Annotated in this window: 8 protein-coding genes; 3 read left to right on the top strand and 5 right to left on the bottom strand. The window is 65.3% G+C overall.

Going from position 1 to position 13647, the window contains the following annotated elements:
• Positions 1–78: 78 nt before the first annotated feature.
• Complete coding sequence (aspS, locus tag J7E80_RS02930) at positions 79–1866, bottom strand: aspartate--tRNA ligase (protein ID WP_215049985.1); 1788 nt, start codon at positions 1864–1866, stop codon at positions 79–81.
• A gap of 99 nt (positions 1867–1965) precedes the next feature.
• Between aspS and J7E80_RS02925 the strand changes: the two genes are divergently transcribed.
• The gene (locus J7E80_RS02925) at positions 1966–3264 is read left to right on the top strand and encodes an APC family permease (protein ID WP_215049984.1); all 1299 of its coding nucleotides are present in this window, start codon (positions 1966–1968) and stop codon (positions 3262–3264) included.
• 61 nt (positions 3265–3325) lie between these two features.
• Here the strand turns inward: J7E80_RS02925 and hisS are convergent, their stop codons facing one another.
• The gene (gene hisS / locus J7E80_RS02920; RefSeq protein WP_215049983.1) at positions 3326–4678 is read right to left on the bottom strand and encodes a histidine--tRNA ligase; all 1353 of its coding nucleotides are present in this window, start codon (positions 4676–4678) and stop codon (positions 3326–3328) included.
• A gap of 246 nt (positions 4679–4924) precedes the next feature.
• Between hisS and J7E80_RS02915 the strand changes: the two genes are divergently transcribed.
• Positions 4925–5731, top strand: coding sequence for a peptidylprolyl isomerase (locus J7E80_RS02915; RefSeq protein ID WP_215049982.1), 807 nt, complete (start codon positions 4925–4927; stop codon positions 5729–5731).
• A gap of 289 nt (positions 5732–6020) precedes the next feature.
• Positions 6021–7559: a DUF349 domain-containing protein gene (locus tag J7E80_RS02910; protein ID WP_215050167.1), complete on the top strand. Its 1539-nt coding sequence runs from the start codon at positions 6021–6023 to the stop codon at positions 7557–7559.
• Positions 7560–8270: 711 nt separating this feature from the next.
• Here the strand turns inward: J7E80_RS02910 and J7E80_RS02900 are convergent.
• From J7E80_RS02900 to secD, 3 genes are all read right to left on the bottom strand, one after another.
• Positions 8271–10664, bottom strand: a complete 2394-nt coding sequence (locus tag J7E80_RS02900; protein WP_215049981.1) for a bifunctional (p)ppGpp synthetase/guanosine-3',5'-bis(diphosphate) 3'-pyrophosphohydrolase — start codon at positions 10662–10664, stop codon at positions 8271–8273.
• A 147-nt stretch (positions 10665–10811) separates the two neighbouring features.
• A complete protein-coding gene (gene secF / locus J7E80_RS02895) occupies positions 10812–11837 on the bottom strand; it encodes a protein translocase subunit SecF (protein ID WP_215049980.1) in 1026 nt (341 codons plus the stop codon).
• The gene (gene secD, locus J7E80_RS02890) at positions 11837–13588 is read right to left on the bottom strand and encodes a protein translocase subunit SecD (protein WP_215049979.1); all 1752 of its coding nucleotides are present in this window, start codon (positions 13586–13588) and stop codon (positions 11837–11839) included. Before secD ends, secF begins: the two co-directional genes overlap by 1 nt.
• Positions 13589–13647 lie beyond the last annotated feature (59 nt).

The following is a 13647-nucleotide window of genomic DNA, read 5'->3' as shown; positions in this document are numbered from 1 at the left end:
TGCCGGTTCGACGCTTCGCAACGTCGAGTGCGCAGGGAACCGTCGAAACGGCGGACCGATGCCTCGCGCCTCGGCCGCCTACTCTGGCTGCTTGGCCTCGAGCTTCCTGACCTCGGGCCTGAAGTCGACGCCGGCTTCCTTGCGCTGCTGCGGGGTGATGGGCGCCGGTGCATCGGTCAGCGGATCGTGGCCGCCGCCGGACTTCGGGAATGCGATGACGTCGCGGATGGAGTCCACGCCGGCCAGCAGGGCCACGACGCGGTCCCAGCCGAATGCAATGCCGCCGTGCGGAGGGGCGCCGTACTTGAAGCCCTCCAGCAGGAAGCCAAACTTGGTCTGGGCGTCTGCCCGGTCCAGACCCATGAGCTCGAAGACACGTTCCTGGACATCGCGCTCGTGGATACGGATGGAGCCGCCGCCGATTTCGTTGCCGTTGCAGACGATGTCGTAGGCGTAGGACAGCGCGGATTCCGGATCCTTGTCGAAGGTATCCAGGAACTCGGGCTTGGGCGAGGTGAAGGCGTGGTGGACAGCCGTCCACTGCCCTGCGCCCACCGCGACGTCGCCCGAAGCCACAGCGGCAGCCGCCGGCTCAAACATGGGCGCGTCCACCACCCAGCAGAAAGCCCAGTCCGTGGGGTTAATGAGGCCGGTGCGGTGACCGATCTCCACGCGGGCTGCGCCGAGCAACGCGCGGGACGGGGTCTTCTCGCCGGCGGCGAAGAAGATGCAGTCGCCGGGCTTGGCGCCCACGGCGTCGGCGAGACCGGCGCGCTCAGTCTCGGTCAGGTTCTTGGCCACCGGTCCAGCGAGCTCGCCGTCTTCCTTGTACAGGACGTAGGCCAGGCCCTTGGCTCCGCGCTGCTTGGCCCATTCCTGCCAGGCGTCGAGGGCCCGGCGCGCCTGAGATGCCCCGCCGGGCATGACCACTGCACCAACGTAGGGGGCCTTGAAGACGCCGAAGTTGGTGTCCTTGAAGAACTCGGTCAGCTCGGTCAGCTCCTGGCCGAAGCGGAGGTCCGGCTTGTCGGTGCCGTAACGCGCCATGGCGTCTGCGTAGGTGATGCGCTCGATCGGCGTGGGGATCTCGACGTCGATCAGCTTCCACACCGCTTTCACGATGTTCTCACCGAGCGAGATGATGTCATCCTGTTCAACGAAGCTGGCTTCGATGTCCAGCTGAGTGAACTCCGGCTGGCGGTCGGCGCGGAAATCTTCATCACGGTAGCAGCGGGCAATCTGGTAGTACTTCTCGAAGCCGCCCACCTGCAGGAGCTGCTTGAAAAGCTGCGGCGACTGCGGCAGGGCGTACCAGGAACCCGGCGCCAGGCGTGCGGGGACCACGAAGTCGCGGGCGCCTTCCGGCGTCGAGCGCGTCAGCGTGGGAGTTTCAATTTCAACGAACCCTTCCTCGTGAAGCAGTTCGCGGGCGACGCGGTTGGCTTCGGAGCGCAGGCGCAGGTTGCGGCTGGGGCCGGGACGGCGGAGGTCGAGGTAGCGGTGCTTGAGCCGTGCTTCCTCGCCCACTTCAACATGCTCATCGATCTGGAAAGGCAGCGGCTCAGAGGTGTTGAGGATAACGACCTTGTCCGCCATGACCTCGATCTCGCCGGTGGCAAGAGCCGGGTTCTCGTTGCCCTCCGGGCGCTTGGAGACCGTGCCGGTCACCTGAAGCACGTACTCGTTCCGCAGGCCGTGGAAGACCTCTTCTTCGCGGACCACGACCTGGGCGACGCCCGAAGCGTCACGCAGATCGACGAATGCGACACCACCGTGATCACGACGGCGGCCTACCCAGCCAGCCAGGGTTACGGTTTGTCCAATGTGCTCGGAGCGAAGGGATCCAAGGTCATGTGTGCGCAGCACAGCATTCCTTTCAGAAGGAAGACGAAACGAAGTTGAATTAGGATCATTGCGGGAACGATCCCGTCCGAGTTTACCCGTTGGAAAGGTCCCTGCCCTGCCATGACCAATCATCAGCAGCTGCAGCGAAGGCTGGGGGTGTTCGACGCAACATCGATCGGACTTGGATCCATGCTTGGCGCCGGCGTCTTTGTCGTGTTCGCGCCCGCTGCCGGACTGGCCGGAAAACTCCTCCTCGTTTCCATCCTCATCGCTGGCGCGGTTGCGTACTGCAATGCCGTGGCGTCCGCCCAACTTGCAGCCAAGTACCCGGAGAGCGGCGGCACCTATGTCTATGGCCGCAAGCAGCTGGGCGAATGGCCTGGTTTCCTCGCCGGCTGGGGGTTCGTGACGGGGAAGACGGCATCCTGCGCCGCCATGGCGCTGACTTTCGGGCAGTATGTCGCGCCGGACTACGCCACGCCGGTCGCCATCGCGGCCGTGGCAGCGCTGACCGGGGTCAACCTGCTGGGGATCACGCGGACGGCATTCCTGACGCGCGTCCTGCTGGGCATTGTCCTGGCCACCCTCATCTTCGTGGCAGCGGCCAGCATCCTGGGACCCCATCCCGCCGGGGCCGGGCTTACTTCGGGAACCGGAGCCCTGTCCCCCGGCGAGCTGTCCGACGGCGATAGCGGCAGTGCCTGGGGCATCCTTCCCGCCGCGGGCCTCATGTTCTTCGCGTTTGCCGGGTACGCGCGCATCGCGACCTTGGGCGAAGAGGTAAAGGACCCTGCCAGGGTAATCCCGCGGGCCATCCTGGGCGCCCTGGCAGCAGCCTTTGGCATCTATCTGGTGCTGGCGGTCCTGCTCCTGCAACATCTTCCCCTGCCCCAGCTCGCCGCCTCACCGGCCCCCCTGCTGGACGCCGTGGCCCACTCACAACTGGCTGCCGGCGCTCCGTTCGTGCAGGGCGGGGCGGCTGCCGCATCCCTGGGCGCCCTGCTGGCGCTGATAACCGGTGTGGGGCGCACCGCGATGGCCATGGCCAGGGAACGCGACCTGCCGGGTCCGCTCGCCCGCATCGGGGGCCGCCACACCGTACCGTTCGTCGCCGAACTGGCGGTGGCCGCCGTCGTGATTTTGCTTCTGCTGACCAGCAACGTGATGACCGTGGTCGGCTTCTCCAGCTTCGGCGTGCTCATGTACTACGCCGTGGCAAACGCGGCAGCGTACACGCTTCAGGAGCGTCCCTTTCATGCGCCCAAATGGCTCAACGCCGCCGGGCTCGCGGGCTGCCTTGTCCTCGCCTTCACGCTGCCGCCGTCATCTGTCCTGACCATGGCAGCAGTGCTGGCGGCCGGGGTGGGCGCCCGGGCGGTGGCGCTCCGGCTGCGCCGGAACCGGACCGGCGCCGCTTAGGCGGTTTCCCGCTTTATTCAGCCGCTTACCGCGTTCGGCCAGGCAACCGCCTCGGGGCTGGCTACTCCGGTGAGACGCCGGTGACCTGGACGTACAGGTCCTCGTCCGACGGCGTCCACGTCGCCGGGTCTGCATCGACCTGCACACCGGAGCGGATGTCCTTCACCTGGTGCTTGCCGTCGTCGTCCGTGAACCAGACGAACGGGATGCCGCGGCGGTCAGCGAATTTGATCTGCTTTCCGAACTTCTCGGCCTTGGCAGCGACCTCCGTGGCAATGCCGCGGCCGCGCAGCTGTGTGGCAACGTCCTGGGCCTCTCCCCAGGTATCGTCGGCGTTCAGCGCGACCAGCACCGCGGTGGGCACCGAACGGGAGGCCTTCGCAAGATTGTGGCTGAGGATGCGGGAAACCAGCCGGGTCACGCCGATGGAGAGACCGACGCCGGGGAACTTCCTGTTGCCCTTGCTCGCCAGGGCGTCGTACCGGCCGCCGGAGCAGATGGACCCGAGCTGCTCGTGGCCGACGAGCACTGTTTCCACCACGGTGCCGGTGTAATAGTCGAGCCCGCGCGCGATGCTCAGGTCGGCAACAACCTTGCCGGGGGCGCGCTTCACCGCGGCCTCGATGACCTGCTCGAGTTCGTCCAGGCCCTCTTCAAGGAGCTCGTTGCTCACGCCGAGGGAGCGCACCTGCGCCACGAAGGACGTGTCCTCGGTCCGGATGCCGGCAAGCTTCAGCGCTGCCTGCGCCTGGTCATCGGTGGCCCCCAGCTCGGTCTTGAGCAGTTCCGCCACCTTGTCCGGCCCGATCTTTTCCAGCTTGTCGATGCTGCGCAGCACCCCGGCGGTGTCGTCCAGGCCGATGCCACGGTAGAAACCCTCGGCGAGCTTCCTGTTGTTAATGCGGAGACGGAAGTCCGGGATGGGAAGGGCGCCCAGGGCTTCGGCGATGACCAGCGCGATTTCGACGTCGTATCGGAACGGCAGCTCGCCGTCACCGACCACGTCGATGTCGGCTTGGGTGAACTCCCGTGCGCGGCCCTCCTGCGGGCGCTCGCCCCGCCAGACCTTCTGGATCTGGTAGCGGCGGAATGGAAATGCGAGGTAGCCCGCGTTCTCCACGACGTAGCGCGCAAAGGGAACCGTCAGGTCGAAGTGCAGGGCCAGCGCGTGCGGATCGTGCTTCGCTTTGCCCTCATCGCCTTCGTCGTCCTGGAGCCGGCTGAGCCCGTACACCTCTTTGTCGATTTCGCCCTTGCGCAGCAGCTGGCCCACGGTTTCAACGGCGCGGGTTTCGATCGAGGAGAAGCCGTGCAGCTCAAAGGTACGACGCAGAGTGTCCAGGACATGCTGCTCCACCAGCCGCTCCTCGGGAAGCCACTCGGGGAATCCGGACAGGGAGGCTGTGCGTGCCATGGTGGAGTTTCTCCTCAGGTAACCGACGGCCGGAGTCCGCTGCGCAGTTTTCCCCGCGAAACGGGGCGGCAGGGGGCGGGAGTCCAAGCTGTCATGCATAAACTATGTGCGGCAGTCAGTTTATGCTTTCGGCGCCGGCATCTCTAATGCAGCCGCCGGAACCGGACAAGCTGCCGCCGTGCAGCTGTAGCCGAGGATGCCTTCGCGGGTGACTCAGGCGGGCAGCCCAATCAATGAGGAGGACCTGTGGCGCCCAGTCCACGCGAAACGCGCGAAGCCAAGCGGCGCATCCAGCAAATGGAAGCAAAGCGCGCGCTTCGCCGGGATCAGGAAAAGCGGCGAAAGCGTGACAACCTGATTGCAGGTGGCGCCGCAGCGGCGGCAGTCACCCTCGCCGTCGTGCTTCAGCTTGCCGTCTTCTCGGGAAACCCGACCGAAGAAGAGTTCGCTGCCGCTGAGGCAGAACTGAACTCCCCCCCGGCATCCGCTTCTCCTTCTGCGTCCGCCACCAACGCCGCCAACATCCCCAAGCCCGAAACAGCCGCGGGCAAGGTCTTCACCGGTCAGCTGAAACTCAACCGCGGAGCCTTGGGCGTCCAGCTGGACGGCACGAAGGCACCGCAGGCCGCAGCCGTCTTCAAGTCCCTCGCCGATGAGGGCTACTACAAGGGCGTCAGCTGCCACCGCCTCACCACTGCGGAGAACTTCGGCGTGCTCCAGTGCGGTTCCAAGACCGGAGATGGCCAAGGCGACCCCAACTACACCTGGGGCCCGCTGGAAAATACCCCGGCGAACAACAAATATCCGGCGGGCACCATTGCGGTGGCACGCACCGGGGGAAACGCCTACGGCAACGGCACGCAGTTCTTCATCGTGTACAAGGACACTGTGATACCGGCCGACGCCGCGGGTGGCTACACGGTGGTGGGCAAGGTTACCTCGGGACTGGACGTCGTGACGAAGATTGCGGAAGCAGGACTTAAGAATGGCGAAAATGCCACCGACGGCGCACCTGTGGAACCAGTCACGATAGACTCGTTCTCTCTGAAGTAAGAAGCCAGCGTCCCAAGCGGCCACGGGTGTATTACGAGAGTATTTTCCTCCAAGCGAAAGACTTTTAGCGGTGACAGACAGTCAGAAATCCGACGAAACAGCAGCAGACCTGATTGAGGTTCCGGCTCCCCCAGCCGAGCCCGCAGAGGCAGCTGCCGAAGGTACCCAGGCAGAAGAAGTGCAGCCCGAAGGCGCAGCAACGGAGCTCGCGCCGGCTGAAGGTGAGCCAAGCGAACACGCGCAGTCCCAGGCCCAGCAGCCTGAGCCAGTTCAGGCACAGGCCGAGCAGCTGGCGGCGGAAGAAGCCGCGGCAGGCGAAGAAAGCGCCGCTCCCGCTGAAGCAGCCGCGCCCGCCGAAGAGTCTGGGGCCTCTGAAGCCGCCGCGCCCGCCGAAGAGTCTGGGGCCGCTGAAGCCGCCGCTCCCGCCGGAGAGTCTGCCGCCGCTGAAGCCGCCGCTCCCGGTCCGCGCCCCACGCCGGCTCCCCGTCCGGCCCCGTCGCCGGCAGCTTTCGCTGCCCGCCCCAAGGCAGGCCCCGCTGCAAACGTGACGCCCGTGCCCCCGGCGCCGGCCACGTCGCTCGCGGAAGCAGCCCGCTGGGGCCGCGTCGAGGGGGACGGCCACGTCTTCCTGACCATCGACGGCGAGGAACACCCTGTCGGTCAGTACCCTGGCGTCAGCAACGACGAGGCGCTGGCCTACTTCGCCCGGAAGTACGACGACGTCGTGGCCCAGATTGTGCTGCTGGAACAGCGCGTTGCATCCAAGGCGCCGACCACGGACATGCAGAAGACAGTCACGCACCTTCGTGAGCAGCTGGCCGAGCGGAACATGGTGGGTGACATCCGTTCGGCTGAAGGCCGTCTGGACACGCTGTCCACGCAGATCACCGAGCTCGAAAAGGCGGAAAAGGCCCAGCACGACGCCGTCCGCTCAGCCGAGCTTGCCGCGCGTGAAGCGATCGTCGCCGAGGCCGAAGCCATTTCCGGAACGGATCCGGCGCAGATCCAGTGGAAGACCTCCAGCGCCAGGATGAACGAACTGTTCGAAAGCTGGAAGACCGCGCAGAAGAGCGGAATCCGCTTGGGCCGCAGCAACGAGGATGCCCTTTGGAAGCGTTTCCGGGCTGCCCGGACGGTCTTTGACCGCCACCGCCGTGCCTACTTCTCCCAGCTGGACAGCAACAATTCCGCGGCCAAGGCCGCCAAGGAAAAGCTGATCGCCGAAGCCGAGGCACTGTCCTCGTCGACCGACTGGGGCTTCGCCGCAGGGGAGTACCGCCGGCTGATGGACGAGTGGAAGGCCTCGCCGCGGGCCAGCCGCAAGGACGACGACGCCCTGTGGGCGCGCTTCCGGGCTGCCCAGGATGTTTTCTTCACGAATCGCCAGGCCGCGAACGATGAAATTGACCAGGAATACGCCGCCAACCTCAAGGTGAAGGAAGCCCTGCTCGAAGAGGCCAACGCGATCCTTCCGGTCAAGGACCTGGGTGCCGCCAAGAAGGCCCTCCAGTCCGTCCGGGACCGCTGGGAGGATGCCGGCAAGGTGCCCCGCGCCGACATGGGACGCATCGAGGCAGGACTGCGCAGGATCGAGGATGCGGTGCGGCAGGCCGAGGAAGAAAACTGGCAGCGCTCCAACCCCGAAACCAAGGCCCGCACCAACAGTGCCCTGAGCCAGCTTGAGTCCGCGATAGCCGGGCTCAAGGAAGACTTGGCCAAGGCCGAGAAGGCAGGCGACGAGCGCAAGATCAAGGCCGCCCAGGAAGCCCTCGATGCCCGCCAGGCATGGCTCGACCAGATCCAGCGGTCGGCCAGCGAGCTTTCCTAAGTAATTCCCTGCAGGCCCCGTAACGGTTATCCACATAGCCGGGACGGGGCCTGTACTCATTTCGGCACGTTCCGGCAGGATGGCTGGATGACCCCAATCCGGCAGGGGAACGCCACGGGGCGGCCCGCTGACTCCCCCGCATCCGGCGCCGTAGCCAACTCCGCAGCCCAGTTGCTGGATCTTTACGCCCCGGGGCAACTGTTTTCCTGGCCCGAGCTGCAGTCCATGGCAGCCGACGGCGTGCTGACGCGGCTTTATCAGCACGGTTACACAGTGCCGGGTGCTCCCGCATCTCCGCAACTGCGGGCGCGCGCAGCGGCCTTTGCCGTCCCGGCTGCCATCCGGCAGCGCGTGGTGGCCGGGCGGATGACCGCGGCCTGGATCTACGGCTGCGCCAGTGAACCGGACCTCCTGGCCCTCCTGGTCGACGCCAAACGCCGGATCTCGAGTTTGAGGTCAACCCGCGGCTGCACGTTGCATGAGGTCCGTCTCGGTCCCTTTGACGTGGTCAGCCTGGGCGGCCTGATGGTGTCAAGCCCATCGCGGACGGCGCTGGACATCGCCTTGCACGTGGAGCCCGATCGCGCCGTTCCTGCCCTACGCCAACTGTTGGAGAGCCCTGATCTTGACGTCCGCATCCGCCTTCTGACCCTGGCCGTGGAGGCAACGCCCAGATTGCCGCACAAGAAGGCGGCGCTGGAAAAGCTCGCCTTAGCTGCGCCGGCGGTTGCCCGTGGTCCGGTAGACGTCGAACACTCCGTCGATCCTCCGGACAGCGCTCAAGACGTGGCTCAAATACTTGGGATCACCCATCTCGAAGGCAAACTTGGAGATGGCCACGCGGTCGGTTGACGTGTGCACGCTCGCGGCGAGGATGTTGACGTGGTTCTCGGACAGAACCCGCGTCACGTCGGACAGGAGCGACTTCCTGTCCAGGGCCTCCACCTGGATCTCCACGAGGAACACGCTCGACTGCGTCGGAGCCCAGTCGACGTCCACAATCCTGTCCGGCTGGTCCTTCAGGTCGGAGATGTTGGTGCAGTCCGTGCGGTGCACGGAAACGCCTGAACCCCGCGTGACGAACCCAAGGATGGGGTCCGGAGGCACGGGGGTGCAACAGCGGGCCAACTTGACCCACACGTCACCCACGCCGCGGACCACCACACCGGAGTCCGAGAAGCGCGCCTTCGAGACCTGGGTCGGGATGCTCACTTCGGTAAGGTCGTCATCCGGAGTTTCATTGCCGCCGAGCATCTCGACGAGCTTCTCCATGACGTGCTGCGCCGAGGTGTGCCCGTCGCCCACGCCGGCGTACAGCCCGGAGATGTCCACGTACTTGAATTCCTCGGCCACGGCAGCCAGGGCGTCATGGGTCATCAGGCGCTGCAGCGGCAGGTTCTGCTTCCGCATGGCGCGGGTCAGGAGCTCCTTGCCGCGGTCAATGGCCTCTTCGCGCCGCTCCTTGCTGAACCACTGGCGAATCTTGTTGCGTGCCCGCGCACTCTTGACGAAATGCTGCCAGTCCTGGCTGGGTCCCGCCCCTTCGGCCTTCGAGGTGAAGATCTCCACCCAGTCGCCGTGGTTGAGTTCGCTGTTGAGCGGCACCAGTTTCCCGTTGACCCTGGCTCCGATGGTCCGGTGGCCCACCTCGGTGTGGACCGCATACGCAAAGTCCACCGGCGTGGAGCCCGCCGGCAGTGCCATGACCTCTCCCTTGGGCGTGAACACGAAAACTTCCCGGGCGTTGATCTCGAAGCGGAGCGAATCGAGGAATTCACCCGGATCGGAGGTTTCCTGCTGCCAGTCCACGAGGGAACGGAGCCAGCCCATGTCGCCGTCGCGGGGGCTGCCCGGCCCGGCGGCCGTCCGGTTGGGCTGGTCCTTGTACTTCCAGTGTGCGGCCACGCCGTACTCGGCCCGCCGGTGCATCTCGTGCGTGCGGATCTGGATCTCAACGGGTTTGCCGCCCGGGCCGATAACCGTCGTGTGCAGCGACTGGTACATGTTGAACTTGGGCATCGCGATGTAGTCCTTGAACCGCCCGGGCAGCGGGTTCCACCGCGAATGCAGGGTGCCAAGGGCCGCATAGCAGTCGCGGACGGAGTCCACGAGCACGCGGACACCCATGAGGTCGTTGATGTCGTCGAAGTCCTTGTCCCGGACGATCATCTTCTGGTAGATCGAGTAGTAGTGCTTCGGCCGGCCGGTGATGGTGGCCTTGATCTTGGCCACCCGGAGGTCCTCGGCGATCTGGTTCCGGATGACGCTGAGGCTCTTCTCGCGCTCGGGCGTCCGGTCGCCCACCATGCGCACAATTTCCTCATAGACTTTGGGATACAGCGCGGCGAAGGAGAGGTCCTCAAGCTCCCACTTGATGGTGTTCATCCCGAGGCGGTGCGCCAGTGGTGCAAAGATTTCGAGTGTTTCGCGGGCCTTGCGGGCAGAAGACTCCGCCGAGACGAAACGCCACGTCCGTGCATTGTGCAGCCTGTCCGCAAGCTTGATCATCAGGACCCGGATGTCCTTGGCCATCGCCACAACCATTTTGCGGACGGTTTCCGACTGTGCCGCCTCGCCGAAGCTGACCTTGTCCAGCTTGGTCACACCGTCCACCAGCATGGCCACTTCCGGGCCGAAGTCGGCTTTCAGGTCTTCAAGTGTGTAGGGCGTGTCTTCCACGGTGTCATGGAGCAGTGCCGCGGCCAGCGTGGTCCCGCCGAGGCCCAGTTCCGCGAGGATGGTGGCCACGGCCACCGGGTGGGTGATGTAGGGATCGCCGCTCTTGCGCTTCTGTCCCCGGTGGCTTTGTTCCGCCACCACAAAAGCGCGCTGGATGAGGTCAAAGTCCTCTTTGGGATTGTTCGCCCGCACTGTCCGGAGCAGAGGCTCCAGGATGGGCGAATACGTGGCAGTGCTCCTGCCGGTCAGCCGCGCAAGCCGGGACCGGGTGCGTTCACGCCGGCCCGGAAAGGTCGGGCGCACACCGGAGTTGTCCACCGGAACACCCGGTCCGGGGCGCCCGGCAGCCACCAGACCAGTCTGCGGGCCCTGGCCCGGACCGTTATCACCGGCTGCCTCTGGCGCCGACGTCGAACGTTCTTCCAATGAAGCACCCCTCACGACCCGTTAATTATTCCAGTCTATTCCCGCCGCGGCGTCCCCGATAACCGGGACGCCGAGGATCGCCGGGACGAGGACGCAAAAGGCCGGAGACCGTCATGATGACGGTCTCCGGCCTTATGGCGCCGGCTGCTAACCCTTGGCGGGTTGGGCGGCGGCCTTTTCGACGGCGGCCTTGGCGCCCTCCGCCCGGCGGTGCTCCACGCGCTGGGCCTGCTTGACCAGCAGGGGTTCGCTCTGGCGCAGCCAGGCGTACATCGGAGCGGCAATGAAAATCGTGGCCGCGGTGCCGATGAGGATCCCGACGAACAGGGCCAGCGAGAGGTCGCGGAGGGTTCCGGCGCCGAGCAGCCCGGCACCGATAAACAGGATCGCCCCCACAGGCAGGATGGCCACCATCATGGTATTGATGGAGCGAACCAGGGTCTGGTTGACGGCCAGGTTCACCTCCTCGCCGAATGTCCGGCGGGTGGAGACCTCGATCTCAGCCGTGTTTTCGCGGATCTTGTCGAACACCACGACCGTGTCGTACAGCGAGTAGCTGAGGACTGTCAGGAACCCGATGATGGCCGAAGGTGTCACCTCAAAATCACTCAGGGCGTAGACGCCGGCCGTGATGAACATGGTCACGAGCATCCCCGCGATGGCCGAGACCGACATCTTCCAGGTCCTGAAATACAGGGCCATCAGCACCGTTGCCAAGGCCACGAAAACCACCAGGCCGATGAGGGCCTGCTTGGTAACATCGGCACCCCAGGTCGGTCCGACGAAGGTTGAGGTCACCTCGTTGTCAGTGACGCCGTACGCCGACGTCAGCCCTTCCTTGATCTTGATCGTCTCGTCGTCCGTGAGCTTGTCCGTCTGGATGCGCATGGTGGTGCCGGCGACGTTCGCCACCCTCGGAACGCTCCCGGGAACAACATCCTGGACAGCCTTCTCGCCCAGGTCAGCGTCCGTCGTCTTGACGTTGGAGACGGTGAATTCGGAGCCGCCGCGGAATTCGATGCCGAGGTTGAAACCACCCTTGGCTACCGGGATAAGGATGGACAGCGCAACGGCGACGGCTGCGATGATGAACCAGATCTTCTTCGCGGCAACGAAGTCGTAGGAACGCCTGCCCGTGTAGAGATCGTTACCGAATTTGGCGAAACTGGACATTACTTGCTCTCCTTGGCCGGGCCCTTGGATGAACCCGCAAGCTGCTGCTCCGCGCGGCGGCGTTCAGCGATTGTCATTCGGCGTTCAGCCTCAGCCGCTGCGCCGGTGTTCTTGGCCCGCACCACGGACGGCGTATCCTCGGGGGTCCTTACCCTTCCGGCGCCGCGGTAGAGCGGAACCGCGCCGAGACGCTCCGGATCGAGACCCGAGAACTTATGGCCTTCGCCGAAGAAGCGAGTGCGTGCCAGCTGCTGCAGCGTCGGGTGCGTGAACATGAACACTACGATGAGGTCGGCAATGGCCGTCAGGCCAAGGGTGAAGGCGAAGCCACGCACGTTGCCCACCGCCACGAAGTACAGCACGAGCGCGGCCAGGAGGTTGACTGCCTTGGAGGCGAGAACAGTTCGCTTGGCACGCTTCCAGCCGTTTTCCACCGCAGAGACCAGACCGCGCCCTTCACGGAGCTCATCACGGATGCGCTCGAAGTACACGATGAATGAGTCTGCGGTCTGGCCGATGGCAACGATGATGCCGGCAACGCCGGCGAGGGACAGCCGGTAGTTCTCCGTCCAACCGAGGATGGCAATGGCCAGATATGTCAGGGCGCCGGCAACCACCAGTGAGGCAACGGTGACGAAGCCCAGGGCGCGGTACTGGAACAGGGAATAGACGACCACCAGCAACAGACCGATCAGGCCGGCCAGCAGACCCATGCGGAGCTGTTCACCGCCGAGGGTCGCCGAGATCTGCTGCTCGCTCTGGATATCGAAGCTGATGGGCAGCGCACCGAAACGCAGCTGGTCGGACAGCACCTTGGCTGACTTCTCGGTGAAGCCGCCGGTGATCTGCGGACGGCCGTCGGTGATGACAGCCTGCGCCCGCGGGGCGGAAATGACCTGATCGTCGAGCACAATGGCGAACTGCGACTTCGGATCGGTGCCGGTGTCTCCGCCGGCAGTGATGTAGAACTGGTGAAGCCGCTCGGTGACCGTCTTGAACTTGGCTGTGCCCTCGGCGTTGAACTGGATGTTGACGGCCCACTCGTTGGTGACCGCACCCTGGGCGCCCTGCTGGAGCTGGAAGGTGGAACCCTGGATCTCAACGCCCTTGACTTCGACCGGGCCCAGGATGTACTTGATTGCGGGCGTCTCGGCGGTGGCCGGCTCGCAGGTGACCAGCGGTTTGGCGGGATCTGAGCGCTCCTGCTTATCCTGTTGCGGCTTTGCACAGTCGAGTGCCTCGAAGCGCTTAAAGATGTCGGCCGTAATCCAATTCGAGTCACTGCCGTTCTGCGGCTTCGCGGTGGGCTTGGGCAGCTGCGCCGCCGGCGTGCGCTCTGCTTCGGGAACCGGATCACCCGGGGCCGCCAACAGCACCGGGCGGAAGTTCATGTCCGCGGAAGCCTGGATCAGGGCTCGCGTCTCTGCGGACGGTGTTCCCGGGAGGCTTACCACGACGTTCCTGCCGGACTGGGTGCTGATTTCAGCTTCCGCCACGCCCGAGCCATCCACGCGCTGACGAATAATCGCCACCGCCTGGTTGAGCTGCTCCTCGTTGATATCCGAGCCGCCCTCGACCTTGGGCGCCAGGATCATCTGCGTGCCGCCTTCCAGGTCCAGCGCGAGCTTTGGTGCCCAGCTTGCCACCCCGGACATCGTGCCGCCTGCAAGGACGGCAGTCAGGACGGCCAGGATTACGCCAAGCCAGACCAGCACCCGGGGGGATGGTTTCTTGCGGCCAGTTCGTGCCATTGTCGATCTTTCTTTTAATTACGGAGGAGCCGCCGGTGCAGATCAGGCACGCTCCGGCG

It is taken from the genome of Arthrobacter sp. ISL-28, assembly GCF_018613875.1.
Classification (GTDB): Bacteria; Actinomycetota; Actinomycetes; order Actinomycetales; family Micrococcaceae; genus Arthrobacter.
The sequence above is the reverse complement of the archived record's forward strand: the minus strand, read 5'-3'. Positions and strand labels throughout refer to the sequence as shown.